This window comes from Streptomyces hesseae (assembly GCF_031845785.1).
Taxonomy (GTDB): domain Bacteria; phylum Actinomycetota; class Actinomycetes; order Streptomycetales; family Streptomycetaceae; genus Streptomyces; species Streptomyces hesseae.
Window position 1 is genome coordinate 18,866 of the sequence record NZ_JAVRFI010000006.1, and the last position, 16,223, is coordinate 35,088.

15 protein-coding genes, 1 tRNA gene and 1 pseudogene are annotated in these 16,223 nt (G+C 72.7%); 11 read left to right on the forward strand and 6 right to left on the reverse strand.

The annotated features are described in order from the left end of the window. Positions 1-66 precede the first annotated feature (66 nt). A complete protein-coding gene (locus RM609_RS11870; protein WP_311610284.1) occupies positions 67-1,323 on the forward strand; it encodes a glycoside hydrolase family 10-like protein in 1,257 nt (418 codons plus the stop codon). Here the strand turns inward: RM609_RS11870 and RM609_RS11875 are convergent. From RM609_RS11875 to RM609_RS11890, 4 genes are all read right to left on the reverse strand, one after another. Beyond that, positions 1,320-1,520, reverse strand: a complete 201-nt coding sequence (locus tag RM609_RS11875) for a DUF1918 domain-containing protein (RefSeq protein WP_311610285.1) — start codon at positions 1,518-1,520, stop codon at positions 1,320-1,322. The genes RM609_RS11870 and RM609_RS11875 overlap by 4 nt on opposite strands. Before the next feature lie 81 nt (positions 1,521-1,601). Beyond that, a complete protein-coding gene (locus RM609_RS11880; RefSeq protein WP_311610287.1) occupies positions 1,602-2,525 on the reverse strand; it encodes a LysR family transcriptional regulator in 924 nt (307 codons plus the stop codon). 55 nt (positions 2,526-2,580) lie between these two features. After that, positions 2,581-3,804, reverse strand: a complete 1,224-nt coding sequence (locus tag RM609_RS11885; RefSeq protein WP_311610288.1) for a beta-ketoacyl-[acyl-carrier-protein] synthase family protein — start codon at positions 3,802-3,804, stop codon at positions 2,581-2,583. Positions 3,805-3,956: 152 nt separating this feature from the next. Further along, positions 3,957-4,535, reverse strand: a complete 579-nt coding sequence (locus tag RM609_RS11890; protein ID WP_311610677.1) for a GNAT family N-acetyltransferase — start codon at positions 4,533-4,535, stop codon at positions 3,957-3,959. 48 nt (positions 4,536-4,583) lie between these two features. Here RM609_RS11890 and RM609_RS11895 point away from each other — a divergent pair, with 48 nt between their 5' ends. The 8 genes and pseudogenes from RM609_RS11895 (at position 4,584) to RM609_RS11930 (ending at position 12,562) form a co-directional block, all read left to right on the forward strand. Next, positions 4,584-5,165 (forward strand): TetR/AcrR family transcriptional regulator, encoded by a 582-nt coding sequence (locus tag RM609_RS11895; RefSeq protein WP_311610290.1) that lies wholly within the window; start codon positions 4,584-4,586, stop codon positions 5,163-5,165. 109 nt (positions 5,166-5,274) lie between these two features. Next, the gene (gene argC, locus RM609_RS11900; RefSeq protein WP_311610292.1) at positions 5,275-6,306 is read left to right on the forward strand and encodes an N-acetyl-gamma-glutamyl-phosphate reductase; all 1,032 of its coding nucleotides are present in this window, start codon (positions 5,275-5,277) and stop codon (positions 6,304-6,306) included. Beyond that, positions 6,303-6,488, forward strand: coding sequence for a hypothetical protein (locus RM609_RS11905; protein ID WP_311610294.1), 186 nt, complete (start codon positions 6,303-6,305; stop codon positions 6,486-6,488). Before argC ends, RM609_RS11905 begins: the two co-directional genes overlap by 4 nt. Next, positions 6,485-7,657 (forward strand): bifunctional glutamate N-acetyltransferase/amino-acid acetyltransferase ArgJ, encoded by a 1,173-nt coding sequence (gene argJ / locus RM609_RS11910; protein WP_311610295.1) that lies wholly within the window; start codon positions 6,485-6,487, stop codon positions 7,655-7,657. The genes RM609_RS11905 and argJ overlap by 4 nt, the downstream gene beginning before the upstream one ends. Next, the gene (gene argB, locus RM609_RS11915) at positions 7,654-8,643 is read left to right on the forward strand and encodes an acetylglutamate kinase (protein WP_311610296.1); all 990 of its coding nucleotides are present in this window, start codon (positions 7,654-7,656) and stop codon (positions 8,641-8,643) included. The genes argJ and argB overlap by 4 nt, the downstream gene beginning before the upstream one ends. Next, positions 8,640-9,848: an acetylornithine transaminase gene (locus tag RM609_RS11920; RefSeq protein ID WP_311610298.1), complete on the forward strand. Its 1,209-nt coding sequence runs from the start codon at positions 8,640-8,642 to the stop codon at positions 9,846-9,848. The genes argB and RM609_RS11920 overlap by 4 nt, the downstream gene beginning before the upstream one ends. 8 nt (positions 9,849-9,856) lie before the next feature. After that, a complete protein-coding gene (locus RM609_RS11925; RefSeq protein WP_311610300.1) occupies positions 9,857-10,399 on the forward strand; it encodes an arginine repressor in 543 nt (180 codons plus the stop codon). A 192-nt stretch (positions 10,400-10,591) separates the two neighbouring features. Next, positions 10,592-12,562, forward strand: a pseudogene (locus RM609_RS11930) (FAD/NAD(P)-binding protein). Here RM609_RS11930 and RM609_RS11935 read toward each other — a convergent pair. Both RM609_RS11935 and RM609_RS11940 read right to left on the reverse strand, forming a co-directional pair. Continuing rightward, positions 12,528-12,601, reverse strand: a tRNA-Pro gene (locus RM609_RS11935). The pseudogene RM609_RS11930 and the gene RM609_RS11935 sit on opposite strands and share 35 nt — an antisense overlap. Before the next feature lie 86 nt (positions 12,602-12,687). After that, complete coding sequence (locus RM609_RS11940) at positions 12,688-13,233, reverse strand: Uma2 family endonuclease (RefSeq protein WP_311610302.1); 546 nt, start codon at positions 13,231-13,233, stop codon at positions 12,688-12,690. 155 nt (positions 13,234-13,388) lie between these two features. On the opposite strand from RM609_RS11940, the gene RM609_RS11945 reads away from it, so the two are divergent. Beyond that, positions 13,389-14,585, forward strand: coding sequence for an argininosuccinate synthase (locus tag RM609_RS11945; RefSeq protein ID WP_311610304.1), 1,197 nt, complete (start codon positions 13,389-13,391; stop codon positions 14,583-14,585). Positions 14,586-14,704: 119 nt separating this feature from the next. Next, positions 14,705-16,171, forward strand: coding sequence for an argininosuccinate lyase (gene argH / locus RM609_RS11950; RefSeq protein WP_311610305.1), 1,467 nt, complete (start codon positions 14,705-14,707; stop codon positions 16,169-16,171). The last annotated feature ends 52 nt before the right edge of the window (positions 16,172-16,223 follow it).

A 16,223-nucleotide genomic window follows, 5' to 3' on the forward strand; every position in this document is an offset into this window, starting at 1 on the left:
GGGCGGGCATGCTCTGCGTGAAGGGTGTGACTCACGCGACAGCACCGGAAGAAGGAGCATCCGCATATGGGGCGTTTGACGCGAAGAGGGTTCACCGTGACCGCCGCGAGCACCATGGCGGCGCTGCTCACCACGACGGGTGAGGCGGGGGCGGTGGAGGCCGCGGGTGCGGGCGAGCGGACGGGCCGGACCCAGGGGCGGGAGTTCCGGGGCATGTGGATCGCGACCGTCGTCAATGTCGACTGGCCCTCGCGTCCCGGGCTGCCCCCGGAGCGGCAACGGGCCGAGCTGCTGGACCTGTTCGACGCGGCGGTGGCCCGGCGGCTGAACACCGTGATCCTTCAGATCCGGCCGACGGCCGACGCCTTCTGGCCCTCCCGCTTTGAGCCGTGGTCGGAATATCTGACCGGTACTCAGGGCCGGTCGCCCGGCTGGGATCCGCTGGCCTTCGCCGTGCGCGAGGCCCACAAGCGCCGTCTGGAGCTGCACGGTTGGTTCAATCCCTATCGCATCGCCAACCACACCGACCCCGGACGGCTCGTGCCCACCCATCCCGCGCGGATCCACCCCGAGTGGGTGGTGCCCTACGGTGGGAAGCTCTACTACAACCCCGGGCTGCCCGAGGTCCGCCGGTTCGTCCAGGACGCCCTGCTCGACGCGGTCTGGCGCTACGACCTCGACGGCGTCCACTTCGACGACTACTTCTACCCGTATCCCGTGGCCGGGCAGGCCTTCGACGACACGGCCGCCTATGAGCGCTACGGCGCCGGCTTCCCCGACCGGGCGGCCTGGCGGCGTGACAACATCGACCGGCTGGTGCGGGAGACGGGCGAGCGCGTCAAGCGCCGCAAGCCGCACGTGCGCTTCGGGATCAGCCCGTTCGCCGTCTGGCGCAACCGCGCCACGGACCCCCGGGGCTCCGACACCAAGGCCGGGGTGCAGACCTACGACGACCTCCACGCCGACACCCTCGGCTGGGTCCGCCGGCAGTGGATCGACTACATCGTCCCGCAGTGCTACTGGCACATCGGCTTCGCGCCCGCCGACTACGCCACGCTGGTGCCCTGGTGGGCGGAGGCCGTCCGCGGCACGAACGTCCAGCTCTACATCGGCGAGGCCCTCTACCGGGCGGGCGACCCCACGCAGCCCGCGCCCTGGCAGGACCCGGCCGAGCTCTCCCGGCACGTCGCCCTCGGCCGCCGCCATCCGGAGGTGCGCGGCAACGTCTACTTCTCGGCGCGGAACGTCGTGGCCGACCGCATCGGGGCGATGGCGCGCGTGGTGAAGGACCACTACCCCCACCGCGCGCGCCCGCCGCGCTAGAACTGCTCGCCGGCCTTGCGGTGGTCCACGATGGCGTCGGGGCCGGGGGACATGATCGTCTCGTGCCCCTTGTCGTCCCTCACCCGGTAGGGCGGGTTGCCCTTGGGCCCCAGGACTTCCACGATCTCCACGGTGTGATCGTGCTGCCCGACGACCCTGCCGTGTACGACCAGCCGGTCGCCCTTGCTCGCATGCATCGACGTGACCCTTTCGCCGGGGACGGACAGGTGCGCTCTCGGATAATCCCAGCCTAAGGTGACCGGCGGTATAGGGCGCGCTCAGGAATGGCCGGTGCCGCCCGCCTCCGCGCCCCCGGCACCGGCCGCGTCGGCCACGGCCTCCCGCAGCCACCGGTGGGCCGGATCGGTGTCCACGCGCACGTGCCAGGCCATGCCCAGGGCGACCGGCGGCAGGGACAGCGGGATCTCCCGGACCGCCAGCGGCGCGACCTCGGCGACATGGGCGGCGACCGATGCGGCCACCAGCGCCAGCGCGTCGGAGCGCAGCGCCAGGAAGCAGGCCGTGACGGGCGACGGCACCGTCGCGAGGATCCGGCGGGCCAGCCCGAGCTCGGCGAGCCGCTCGTCGACGACGCTGTGGAAGAGCCCCCGCCGGGTGACCGTGATGTGGGGGAGCGCGGCGAACCGCTCGACGGTCAGCGGCCCGGCCGCGTGGGGCGCGTCGGCGCGGCAGACCGCGACGTGGCCCTGCGGGGGCAGCGGACGGCTGCGCACGTCGTGCGGGAGCTCGGGCAGCTGACCGATGTCCAGGTCGACGCGGTCGCGCAGATCGGCGGGGTCCTCGTCGCCCTCGGGCAGGATCCGCAGTTGGATGCCCGGCGCCTCCCGGGCGACACGGGCGGTGAGCGGCGGGCCGAGGACGACGGTCGTCGCCTCGTTGGTCCGCAGGGTGAACCGCCGCTCCACGGTCGCGATGTCGACCTCCGGCGCGGGTCGCAGCGCGGCCAGCGCCCCGGCGAGCGCCGCCTCCACCTGTGGCCCCAGCTCCCGCGCCCGGGGGGTCAGGGCCAGGCCGCGCCCGGCCGGGACCAGCAGCGGATCGTCCAGCACCCGCCGCAGCCGGCCCAGGGTGCGGCTCATCGCCGAGGCCGAGACGTTCATCCGGGCGGCGGCGCCCGTCACGCTCCCCTCCCTCAGCAGGGCGTCCAGTGCGGGGAGGAGATTCATGTCGGGCAACTGCATGAGGGCCATCGTTGCACGCCGGTCAAAGGCCGCCGGGGCGCGGGGTGTACGGCGTCTAGGACGCCCGGGTGAAGACGAGCGAGGCGTTGTGGCCGCCGAAGCCGAAGGAGTTCGTGAGCGCGGCCGTCAGCGCGCCCCGGCGGGGGCCGCCCGCGACGACGTCGAGTTTCACCTCGGGGTCGAGGGTGTCGAGGTTCGCGGTGGCGGGGACGACGCCGTCGCGGACCGAGAGGATCGCGGCGAGCGCCCCGACCGCCCCGGCCGCGCCGAAGAGGTGCCCCGTCATCGACTTGGTGGCCGTGACGGACGGGTGGAGACCGATGGCCTCGGTGACCGATCGCGCCTCGACCAGGTCGCCCATGGGCGTGGAGGTCGCGTGGGCGTGGACGTGCCCGATGTCGCGCGGGGAGAGCCCCGCCGAGGCCAGCGCCAGGCGCATCGCGCGGATCTGGCCCTCGGGGTGCGCGGCGGTGATGTGGAACGCGTCCGAGGTGACCCCGGCCCCGGCGAGCCGCGCGTGGGCGCGGGCCGCGCGGGCGGCGGCGAACTCCGCGCGCTCCAGGACGACCACGGCGGCGCCCTCGCCGATGACGAAGCCGTCGCGGTCGGCGTCGAAGGGACGGGACGCCAGGGCGGGCGCGTCATTGCGGGTCGAGTGGGCCTTGGCCTGGGCGAAACCGGCGATGGGCAGCGGGGCGATGCAGGCCTCCGTGCCACCGGCGACCACCACGTCGGCCCGGCCGAGCCGGATCAGGTCCAGGCCCATGGCGATGGCCTCGGCGCCGGACGCGCAGGCGCTGACCGGGGTGTGGGCCCCGCCCCGGGCGCCCAGCTCGATGCTGACCCAGGCGGCGGGCCCGTTGGCCATCAGCATGGGGACGGTGTGCGGGGAGACCCGCCGCACGCCCGACGCCTCCAGGACGTCGTCCTGCCCGAGCAGCGTCAGCGCGCCGCCCGTGCCCGTACCGATCACCACGGCCAGCCGCTCCGGCTCGACCTCGGGCCGGCCCGCGTCGGCCCACGCCTCCCGGGCGGCGACGAGCGCGATCTGCTCGCAGCGGTCCATCCGGCGGGCCTGTACCCGGTCCAGGACCTCGGCCGGCTCGGACTTGAGCCGCCCGGCGATCCGCACGGGCAGCTCCGCCGCCCACTCCTCCTCGATCGGGCCGATCCCCGACTCCCCGGCCAGCATCGCGGCCCAGGTCGAGGCCACGTCCCCGCCGAGCGGCGTCGTGGCACCCAGACCCGTGACCACCACATCCTTGACATCGCTGCTCATGGACAACCCCCTTTGTAGTGGAGACACAACTCCCCGCGCCGAAAGCGAGCGGGGAATGATCAACTCACTGGTCACTCTTCCAGGGGTTTTCCGGCGGTGAGGGTGCCGTGATCCACGGAGTGGGGTTCCGGGGATTTGTAGGGTCCGGTGATTTACTCCATGGACGCGAGGTCGCGCCCCTCCGGGTGGAGGGCCTGCCACTCGGGGGCGAGGACCGCCCAGATCTGCTTGTCGTGGCGGGTGCCCGCGTAGGGCCAGGACTGGCGCCGCACGCCTTCGAGCGTCATGCCGAGCCGCTTGGCCACCGCGGAGCTGCGATCGTTGTCGGCCCGGCAGTGCCACTCGGCGCGGTGCGCTCCCCGGTCGGCGAAGGCCCAGTCCAGCAGGGCGTGGCACGCCTTGGTGATCAGGCCCAGCCCCTCGGCGGCCGGCTCCAGCCAGCAGCCGATCTCGCAGGAGCCCATGGCGGCGTCGAAGACCGTGAACATCACACCGCCGACGAGCGTGCCGTCGAGCCAGATGCCGTAGAGGCGGGCGCCGTCCGCGGCCTGACGCTCGGCGTACCGGCGCAGTGTGCCCCGCGCCCCGTCGAGGTCGTCGGTGACGAACGCCGGCCCGACCCACGGCCGGATGTGCTCGCGGGCCCGGTCCAGATGGGCCGCGAACTCCTCGGCGTGCCATATCTCCAGCGGACGGAGGAGGGCGTCGTCCCGCAGCGGCAGGGAGAACATGGTGACCCCATTCACACAACAAGCGTTACGGATATGTACGGTGGCAGCATGCCACGTACCAAGGGAGATCACGAAGCCCGGCGCCGCGAAGTCTCGGAGGCGGTCTGGCGGGTGCTGGCCGCGCACGGCTTCGGCGGGCTGACCCTGCGCGCCGTCGCCACCGAGCTCGGCGCCACCACCGGTCTGCTCACCCACTACTTCCCCGCCAAGCGCGACCTGGTCGCGTACGCCCTCGACCTGCTCGCCGAGCGAACCGCCTCCCGTCCCCGCCGCGAGGCCGGGGAGGGGCTGTCCGCGGTGCGGGCCGCCCTGCTCGACATCCTTCCGCTGACCGCCGAGGCCACCGCCAGCAACCGGATCTGGGTCTCCTCCTGGGACACCGCGCTCGCCGACCCCGCCCTGAGCGACGACTACGGCCGGAAGTACGCCCTGAGCCGCGACAAGCTGCGCGACCTGGTCGCCGCGGCCCAGCGGCTCGGCGAACTGCCCCCCGGGGACCCGGAGCGCATCGCGGCCGGCGCCCAGTCCTTCGTCCTCGGCCTGGTGGTGCAGGCCCTGTTCAGCCCCACGGCGTTCCCGCCCCAGCGCCAGGCCGAGCTCCTCGACGACTACCTGGCGGCGCTGAGCTGATTCCATCCGGGCCGCGTTCCATCCGGGCCGCGATCCGGGCGGCCGCATACGCCCCATTGCATAAAACTGCCGCTGTTCGTATAGTCATGCCATCACCAAGGAGGCGTCGATGGCGGCGATACACGCGGCAGTGGCCGGAGCGAGCGGATACGCGGGCGGGGAAGTGCTGCGCCTGCTGCTGGGGCACCCCGAGGTCCGTATCGGCGCGCTGACCGGGAACTCCAACGCCGGCGCCCTTCTCGGCGGCCTCCAGCCGCATCTGCCGCAGCTCGCGGACCGGGTGCTGCTGCCGACGGGGACCGAGGCCCTCGCCGGGCACGACGTCGTCTTCCTGGCCCTGCCGCACGGGCAGTCCGCCGCCGTCGCCGCCGAGCTCGGCGAGGACGTCCTGGTCGTCGACTGCGGAGCCGACTTCCGGCTGAAGGACGCGGCCGCGTGGCAGCGCTTCTACGGCTCCCCGCACGCGGGCACCTGGCCCTACGGGCTGCCGGAGCTGCCCGGCGCCCGGGACGCGCTGCGCGGCGCCAAGCGGATCGCGGTGCCGGGCTGCTACCCCACCGCCGTCTCCCTCGCGCTCTTCCCCGCGTACGCCGCCGGGCTGGCCGGGCCCGAGGCCGTGATCGTCGCCGCGTCCGGCACCTCCGGCGCCGGCAAGGCCGCCAAACCGCATCTGCTCGGCAGCGAGGTCATGGGCGCCATGAGCCCGTACGGCGTCGGCGGCGGCCACCGGCACACCCCGGAAATGATCCAGAACCTCTCCGCCGCCGCGGGCGAGCCCGTCACGGTGTCCTTCACCCCGACCCTCGCCCCCATGCCCCGCGGCATCCTCGCCACGTGCAGCGCCAAGGCCCGGCCGGGCGTCACGGCGGACACCGTGCGCGCCGCGTACGAGAAGGCCTTCGCCGGCGAGCCGTTCGTCCGGCTCCTGCCCGAGGGGCAGTGGCCCTCGACCGCGTCCGTCCTCGGCTCCAACACCGCCCTCGTCCAGGTCGCCCTCGACGAGGCGGCGGGCCGGATCGTCGCCATCAGCGCCATCGACAACCTCGCCAAGGGCACGGCCGGCGGCGCCGTACAGAGCATGAACATCGCCCTCGGGCTGCCCGAGGAGCTGGGACTGCCCGCCACCGGGGTGGCGCCATGACCATCCGCCGCGCGGTCGCCACCGCGCTCGCCCGGCTCACACCGTGCGCCTCGGGTGCCCCGGGCAAAACCCGTCGCGCCCCGTACACCCCGTGCGTCCCGTGCGACAGAGCACCGTCCGGCCGTCGGGCCGGAAACCAGGACCCGAAGAAGACGACGGCAGTCGGCAAGGAGAAGCAGTGAGCGTCACAGCGGCGAAGGGCTTCACGGCGGCGGGCATCGCCGCCGGGATCAAGGAGAGCGGACAGCCCGACCTGGCCCTCGTGGTCAACCAGGGCCCCCGCCTGGCCGCGGCGGGCGTCTTCACCGCCAACCGCGTCAAGGCCGCCCCCGTCCTCTGGTCCCAGCAGGTCCTCAAGGGCGGTCAGGTCTCCGCCGTCGTCCTCAACTCCGGGGGCGCCAACGCCTGCACCGGGCCGGAGGGCTTCCAGGACACCCACGCCACCGCCGAGAAGGCGGCCGCCATCTTGAACGAAAAAGAAGGCAGCCTGGGGCACAGCGCCGCCGAGATCGCCATCGCCTCCACCGGCCTGATCGGCGTCCGGCTCCCGATGGACAAGCTGCTGCCCGGCATCGAGAAGGCCGCCACCGAACTCTCCGCGCACGGCGGCGAGAAGGCCGCCATCGCCATCAAGACCACGGACACCGTGCACAAGACGGCCGTGGTCCAGGGCGACGGCTGGACCGTCGGCGGCATGGCCAAGGGCGCGGGCATGCTCGCCCCCGGCCTCGCCACCATGCTCGTCGTCCTCACCACCGACGCCGACGTCGACGCCACCGGCCTCGACACCGCGCTGCGCGCCGCCACCCGGACCACCTTCGACCGGGTCGACTCCGACGGCTGCATGTCCACCAACGACACCGTGCTGCTGCTCGCCTCGGGCGCCGCCGGCGTCACGCCCGGCCAGGACGCCTTCACCGAGGCCGTACGGACCGTCTGCGACGACCTCGCCCGCCAGCTCATCGGCGACGCCGAGGGCGCCAGCAAGGACATCCGCATCGAGGTGATCAACGCCGCCACCGAGGACGACGCCGTCGAGGTCGGCCGCTCCATCGCCCGCAACAACCTCCTCAAGTGCGCCCTCCACGGCGAGGACCCCAACTGGGGCCGCGTCCTCTCCGCCATCGGCACCACCTCCGCCGCCTTCGACCCCGACCGGCTCAACGTGGCCATCAACGACGTCTGGGTATGCCGCAACGGCTCGGTAGGCGACGACCGCGACCTCGTCGACATGCGGTACCGGGAGGTCCGCATCACCGCCGACCTGTCCGCGGGCTCCGAGACCGCGACCATCTGGGCCAACGACCTCACCGCCGACTACGTCCACGAGAACAGCGCGTACTCCTCATGACCACGGACAGCGGCGACACGACCGCCACCACGACGACCGCCACCACGACCGTCGGCGACGCGCCCACGACGGACGCCTCGGGCACGGGCGGCACCCGCAGGCACACCGCCCTGCCCAAGGCCCGCACCCTCGTCGAGGCCCTGCCCTGGCTGACGCGCCATCACGGCAAGACCGTCGTCGTGAAGTTCGGCGGCAACGCCATGGTCGACGAGGAGCTCAAGGCCGCCTTCGCCCAGGACGTCGTCTTCCTGCGGCACGCCGGCCTCAAGCCCGTCGTCGTCCACGGCGGGGGACCGCAGATCAGCCGCCAGCTCGACCGGATGGGCATCACCTCGGAGTTCAAAGCCGGGCTGCGGGTGACCACGCCCGAGGCCATGGACGTCGTCCGGATGGTCCTCGCCGGGCAGGTGCAGCGCGAGCTCGTGGGCCTCCTCAACCAGCACGGCCCGCTGGCCGTCGGCCTCACCGGCGAGGACGCCCACCTGATGACCGCCACCAAGCACTACGCCGACATGGACGGCGAGCGCGTGGACCTCGGGCGGGTCGGCGAGATCACCGCGATCGACCCGGGCGCCGTCCAGGCCCTGCTCGACGACGGCCGCATCCCCGTCATCTCCTCCATCGCCCGCAGCGCCGACGACGGCCACGTCTACAACGTCAACGCCGACACCGCCGCCGCCGCGCTCGCCGTGGCGCTCGGCGCCGAGACACTGATGGTCCTCACCGACGTCGAGGGCCTCTACGAGGACTGGCCGCACAGCGACGAGGTCATCAGCCGGCTCACCGCGAGCGAACTGGAACGGCTGCTGCCCGAGCTGGCCAGCGGCATGGTGCCCAAGATGGAGGGCTGCCTGTACGCCGTGCGCAACGGCGTCACCACGGCGCGGGTGATAGACGGCCGCGTCCAGCACTCGATCCTGCTGGAGATCTTCACGGATGAAGGCATCGGCACCATGGTCGTGCCGGACCCGGAGGGGCAGTCATGACGACCAACGCGGAGCTCACCCGGCGCTGGCAGGGCGCCCTGATGGACAATTACGGCACGCCCGCGATCCCGCTGGTGCGCGGTGAGGGCCCGTTCGTCTGGGACGCCGACGGCAAGCGCTATCTGGACTTCGTCGGCGGCATCGCCGTCAACGCCCTCGGCCACGCCCACCCGGCCGTCGTCCGGGCCGTCTCGGACCAGATCGCCACCCTCGGCCACGTCTCCAACCTCTTCACCGCCGAGCCGACCGTCCAGCTCGCCGAGCGGCTGCTGGCTCTCGCCGGCCGCCCAGGGCGGGTCTACTTCGCCAACTCCGGCGCGGAGGCCGTCGAGGCCGCCTTCAAGATCGGGCGGCGGACGGGCCGGACGCACATGGTGGCCGCCCGGGGCGGCTTCCACGGCCGCACCATGGGCGCCCTCGCCCTCACCGGCCAGCCCGCCAAGCAGGAGCCCTTCCTTCCGCTGCCGGGCGACGTCACCCACGTGCCGTACGGGGACACGGAGGCGCTCCGCGCGGCCGTCACCGGCGACACCGCGATGGTCGTCCTGGAGCCCGTCCAGGGCGAGAACGGCGTCGTCGTGCCCCCGGCGGGCTATCTGGCCGCCGCCCGCGAGATCACCCGCGCGGCCGGGGCCCTGCTGGTGCTGGACGAGATCCAGACAGGTATCGGCCGCACCGGACACTGGTTCGAGCACCTGGCGCAGGGCGTCGAGCCGGACGTCGTCACCCTCGCCAAGGGCCTCGGCGGCGGGCTGCCCATCGGCGCGACCCTGGCCTTCGGGCCCGCCGCCGACCTGCTGACACCTGGTCAGCACGGCTCGACCTTCGGCGGCAACCCCGTCGCCTGCGCCGCCGCGCTCGCCGTCCTGGACACCCTGGAGACCGACGGGATCCTCGGCCGGGTCAAGCGCGTGGGGGCCCTGCTGAGTGACGGGATCGCCGCGCTCGGCCACCCGCTCGTCGACCACGTCCGTGGTACCGGCCTGCTGCTGGGTATTGTCCTTGGCGAGCCCCTCGCACCGAAGGTGCAGCAGGCGGCCCAGGAAGCCGGCCTGCTGGTGAACGCGGTCGCGCCCGATGTGGTGCGGCTGGCCCCTCCGCTGATCATCACCGAGGATGACGTGGAGACGTTCCTCCGGACGCTGCCCGGCGTCCTGGACGCCGTCGCCGACGGGGCCCACGGGGAACGACGATCCGGAGACTGACGAAGAAGATGACCGAGGCGCAGGAGACCGAGCCGGTTCACGGCGGGCAGGCCGTGCCGCAGACCCGCACCGCACGCCACCGCCGCATCGTGGACATCCTCAGCCGGCAGGCCGTCCGCTCCCAGAGCCAGCTCGCCAAGCTGCTCGCCGACGACGGACTCTCCGTCACCCAGGCGACGCTCTCCCGCGACCTCGACGAGCTCGGCGCCGTCAAGATCCGCAACACCGGCGGCGAGCTGATCTACGCGGTGCCCTCCGAGGGCGGCGACCGCACCCCGCGCGCCCCCCTCGGGGAATCCGCGTCGGAGGCCCGGATGGGCCGGCTCGCCGGCGAGCTGCTGATCTCGGCGGAGGCCTCCGCCAACCTGGTCGTCCTGCGGACACCGCCGGGCGCCGCCCAGTTCTTCGCCTCGGCGATCGACCAAGGGGGCGTCCACGAGATCATCGGCACGATCGCGGGTGACGACACGGTGCTGCTGATCAGCCGCGACCCGAGCGGGGGACAGGCGCTGGCGGACCACTTGCTGAGGCTGGCGCAGAAGGAGCGGTAAGGGGCCCGTGAGGGCCCGTAAGGGGCGCGGGGAACTGCGCGACCAGCCCCCACCGGCGGGAGCTCTACCACGGTCAATTCCCGCTGTCGAGCGACACGTTCGAACTCCATCGAAAGCGCACGGCGAGCGAGACGCCGACGGCATCCTTCGTCGACGGGACGACCCCGTCCCGTCGACGAAGGGGAGTGCCGAGTGACCGGCGACAACCTCACGCTGTGCATCATCGGTGCCGGACCGCGCGGCCTGTCCGTGCTGGAGCGGCTGTGCGCCAACGCCCGGGCGGCCGCGGCCTCCGGCTGACCCCGGGCCGTGGCCGTCCACCTCGTCGACCCCGGACGCCCCGGCTCCGGCGGCGTCTGGCGCACTGGCCAGTCGCCCCATCTGCTGATGAACACCGTGGCATCGCAGATCACCATGTTCACCGACGCCGGCGTGCGTATAGCGGGGCCGCTCGAACCCGGCCCCAGCCTCCACGCGTGGGCCCGCTCCCGCCCTCACGCCGACGCGGCGGTCCGCGCCGAGGCCCGGCGGCTGGGCCCGGACTCGTACCCCACCCGGGCCTTCTACGGGCACTACCTGGAGTGGGTCTTCCGGCGGGTGGTGCGCCGCGCCCCTGCGGGCGTCTCCGTCCACGTCCACCGCGCCCGCGCCGTCGCGCTGGACGACGCGGGAGGCCCCGCCCGGCAGACCGTCCGCCTGGACGACGGCACCCTTCTCGACGGTCTCGACGCCGTCGTCCTCTGCCAGGGCCATCTGCCCGCGCGCCCGACGGACGCCGAAGCGGCCCTGGCCTCCTTCGCGGACGGCCACGGCCTGCTCCACGTCCCGCCCGCCAACCCCGCCGACGCCGACCTCTCCGCCGTCCGGCCGGGGGAGAACGTGCTGTTACGGGGCCTGGGCCTGACCTTCTTCGACCATGTGGCCCTGCTCACCGAGGGCCGGGGCGGCACCTTCGAGAGAACCGGCGGCTCCCTCGTCTACCGCCCCTCGGGCCGGGAACCCCTCCTCCACGCGGGCTCCCGGCGCGGCGTCCCGTACCACGCGCGGGGCGAGAACGAGAAGGGCGCGCACGGCCGCTACCGCCCCCGCCTGCTCACCCCGCTCACCCTCGCCCGGCTGCGCGGCCGCGCCGACGCCGGCCGGCGCCTCGACTTCCGCGCCGACCTGTGGCCGCTGATCGCCAAGGAGACCGAGTGCGTCTACTACGAGGCACTGCTGCGCCGCCGGGGGACCGGTGCGGGCGAGCTCGCCGAGTTCGCGGACCGCTATCTCGCCGCCCCGCGCGGGGCGGCGGAACGGGACCTCCTCGCCCGGTACGGCATCGGGTGCGCCGACCGCTGGGACTGGGACCGCGTCGCCCGGCCCTGCGCGGGCCTGCGCTTCGCGGGCCCCGGCGAGCTGCGGTCCTGGCTGCTGGACCGGCTGGCCCGTGACGTGACCGAGGCCCGCGCGGGCAATGTCAGCGGCCCCCTCAAGGCGGCCCTCGACGTCCTGCGCGACCTGCGCAACGAGATCCGGCACTTGGTCGACCACGGCGGGCTGCTCGGCGACTCCCACCGCGACGACCTCGACGGCTGGTACACCCCGCTCAACGCCTTCCTGTCCATCGGCCCGCCCGCCCACCGGATCGAGCGGATGGCGGCACTGATCGAGGCGGGGATCCTGAGCGTCGTCGGGCCGGGGGCGCGGGTCCGTACGGAGGCCGGGGCCTTCGTACTGGAATCGGACGTACCGGGCGCGGAGGCGCGCGGCCGCGTCCTGATCGAGGCCCGGCTGCCCGAGCCCGACCTGGCCCGCACGGCCGACCCCCTGCTGCGGCACCTGCTCGCCACGGGCCAGTGCCGCGCCCACCGCATTCCGTGCGGCGACGGCACCGACTACGTCACGGGCGGGCTCGCCGTCACCGGCCGCCCGTGCCACCTGCTCGACGCGACGGGCCGCCCCCACCCGCGCCGTTTCGCCCTCGGGGTGCCCACGGAGTCCGTCCACTGGGTCACGGCGGCGGGCATCCGCCCGGGCGTGGACTCGGTGACCCTGGGGGACTCGGACGCGCTGGCCCGTGCGCTGCTGGGCATGGAAAAAGCCCCTGATCTGCGGTTTCCCGCTGATCAGAGGCTTCTTCACACCGTCGGGACGGCGGGATTTGAACCCACGACCCCTTGACCCCCAGTCAAGTGCGCTACCAAGCTGCGCCACGTCCCGGTGCCGCGTCCCTCCGGGGTTTCTTCCCGGTGGGGCGTGCAGAAAGAAAATATCCTGTTCCGCGCCGTGATCCAAATCCGGGGGTATTAGCGCCTGCGGTCGAAGGTGTCCGTGGGGATGTCGACCTCGCCGCCGTCGGCCAGCTTGAGGTGGATGACGTCCCCGTACGTGTACAGATCGTGGCCGGCGTACCTGCCGTCGACGGGGCGGGTGAACAGGTCGCACTCGCCACGGAACGGGTCGATGACCAGGAATGCCGGGACGGCGGAGCGTGCGTACTGCTCCCGCTTGAGCGTGAAGTCGTACCCGTCGTGTTTCGTGGAGACGATCTCGACTGCGGCCAGCAGGTCCTTGTACGAGTAGGGCTCCTCGGGCCGCCCGTCCCGGAGGATCGACACGTCCGGTACGCGGGGGGCCTCCCCGGGGAACTCGATCAGCACATTGGACAGCACCCGTTCATGGGCCAGGCCTGCCGCGATTGCGGCTTTCTGGACGTCGAAGTCTGTCTGGCACTGGACTCCGTCCCGCATCGAGATGGCGATCCGGTCGCCCACCACATCGATCTTGATGCCTCCCTGGTGCTTGCAGATGTTGTGGAACGTGCTGACGAGGGTTTCGAGCGGCCATGACATGCGCCCAGCGTCCTGTGCTCACGGGCCGCGCGGGCGCCGGAGGGTGACATTCACTCTCGCGAGCTATTGACGAAACATGCGCCGCACTGCATAGTTATACCCACCAGCGCATGAATGCGCAGCGCACAGCGCACCGCACCGTAAGGAGAACCCCCGTGACCGAGCGCGTCGTACTCGCCTATTCCGGCGGCCTTGACACCTCCGTCGCCATCGGCTGGATCGCCGAGGAGACGGGCGCCGAGGTCATCGCCGTCGCCGTGGATGTCGGCCAGGGCGGCGAGGACCTGGACGTCATCCGCAAGCGCGCGCTCGCCTGCGGTGCGGTCGAGGCCGAGGTGGCGGACGCCAGGGACGAGTTCGCCGAGGAGTACTGCCTCCCCGCGATCAAGGCCAACGCCCTGTACATGGACCGGTACCCGCTGGTCTCCGCCCTCTCCCGGCCCACGATCGTCAAGCACCTCGTCGCCGCCGCGAAGAAGCACGGCGCGACCACCGTCGCCCACGGCTGCACCGGCAAGGGCAACGACCAGGTGCGGTTCGAGGCCGGCATCTCCTCCCTCGCCCCCGAGCTGAAGTGCATCGCCCCCGTCCGGGACTACGCGATGACCCGGGACAAGGCCATCGCCTTCTGCGAGGCCAAGGGCCTGCCGATCGCGACGACCAAGAAGTCGCCGTACTCCATCGACCAGAACGTCTTCGGCCGCGCCGTCGAGACCGGCTTCCTCGAGGACATCTGGAACGCCCCGATCGAGGACGTCTACGACTACACCGCCAACCCGGCCACCCCCCGGGAGGCCGACGAGGTGGTCATCACCTTCGACAAGGGTGTCCCCGTCGCCATCGACGGCAAGCCCGTCACCGTGCTCCAGGCCATCCAGCAGATGAACGAGCGGGCCGGCGCCCAGGGCGTCGGGCGGCTGGACATGGTCGAGGACCGGCTGGTCGGCATCAAGTCCCGGGAGATCTACGAGGCGCCCGGCGCCATCGCGCTGATCACCGCGCACAAGGAGCTGGAGGCCGTGACCGTCGAGCGCGAGCTCGCCCGGTACAAGCGGCAGATCGAGCAGCGGTGGGCCGAGCTGGTCTACGACGGCCTGTGGTTCTCGCCGCTCAAGCGGGCCCTGGACGGCTTCGTCGCCGAGGCCAACGAGCACGTCTCCGGTGACATCCGGATGACCCTCCACGGCGGCCGGGCCGTCGTCACGGGCCGGCGGTCCGAGCAGTCGCTCTACGACTTCAACCTCGCCACCTACGACACGGGCGACACCTTCGACCAGTCGATGTCGAAGGGCTTCATCGAGATCTTCGGCCTGTCCTCGAAGATCGCGGCCAAGCGGGACCTGGTCCACTAGTCCGTTCGCCACCCCCCACCCGCGCCTCCCCGGCCCCCTGGGCCGGGGAGGCCGAATCACCGCACCACCGCACCACGCACCACCGCATCGCACCGCATCGCGCAGAGGAGCAATCGACGATGACCACCGGATCGCAGCCCCCCGCCGGCGGCGGTGACGTGCGGCTGTGGGGCGGCCGGTTCGCGGACGGGCCGGCCGAGGCCCTGGCGAAGCTGTCCGCCTCCGTCCACTTCGACTGGCGGCTCGCCCCCTACGACATCGCCGGCTCCCGCGCCCACGCCCGGGTGCTGCGCAAGGCCGGGCTGCTCACGGACGACGAGCTCACCCGCATGATCGAGGGCCTCGGGCTGCTGGAGGCCGACGTCGCCGCCGGCACCTTCACCGGCACCGTCGCCGACGAGGACGTCCACACCGCCCTGGAGCGCGGTCTGCTGGAGCGGCTCGGCCCGGACCTCGGCGGCAAGCTGCGCGCCGGCCGGTCGCGCAACGACCAGGTCGCCACGCTCTTCCGGATGTATCTGCGCGACCACGCGCGGATCATCGGCGGGCTGATCGCCGACCTCCAGGAGGCGCTCGTCGGCCTCGCCGAGGCCCACCCGGACGTCGCCATGCCGGGCCGCACCCACCTTCAGCACGCCCAGCCGGTGCTCTTCGCCCACCATGTACTCGCCCACGTCCAGGCGCTGTCCCGGGACGCGGAGCGGCTGCGGCAGTGGGACGAGCGCACGGCGGTCTCGCCGTACGGCTCGGGGGCGCTCGCCGGGTCCTCCCTCGGGCTGGACCCGGAGGCGGTCGCCGCCGACCTGGGCTTCGAGCGGGGCTCGTCCGGGAACTCCATCGACGGCACGGCCTCCCGGGACTTCGTCGCCGAGTTCGCCTTCATCACGGCGATGATCGGCGTCGACCTGTCGCGGATCGCCGAGGAGATCATCATCTGGAACACGAAGGAGTTCTCCTTCGTCACCCTCCACGACGCCTTCTCCACCGGCTCCTCGATCATGCCGCAGAAGAAGAACCCCGACATCGCCGAGCTCGCGCGCGGCAAGTCCGGGCGGCTGATCGGCAACCTCACCGGGCTGATGGCCACCCTCAAGGCCCTGCCGCTCGCCTACAACCGCGATCTCCAGGAGGACAAGGAGCCGGTCTTCGACTCCTGCGACCAGCTGGAGGTCCTGCTCCCGGCCTTCACCGGGATGATGGCGACCCTCACCGTCCACCGCGACCGGATGGAGGAGCTGGCCCCGGCCGGCTTCTCGCTGGCCACCGACATCGCCGAATGGCTGGTCCGGCAGGGCGTGCCGTTCCGGGTGGCGCACGAGGTCGCGGGGGAGTGCGTCAAGGAGTGCGAGGCACTCGGCATCGAGCTCGACGAGCTCACCGACGAGCAGTTCGCCGCGATCTCCCCGCATCTGACCCCCGAGGTCCGTACGGTCCTGAGCGTCCCCGGCGCGCTCGCCTCCCGCAGCGGGCGGGGCGGCACGGCCCCCTCGGCCGTGGCGGTCCAGCTCCAGGAGGTCAAGGCCGATCTGGCGGTCCAGCGCAGCTGGGCGGACGCGGCGGGCACGTCGAATACGCGACACGGGTGATCGTTTTGAGACGACCGTAATTCGTGTGAGACATCAGCGTCTCATTCGGGTT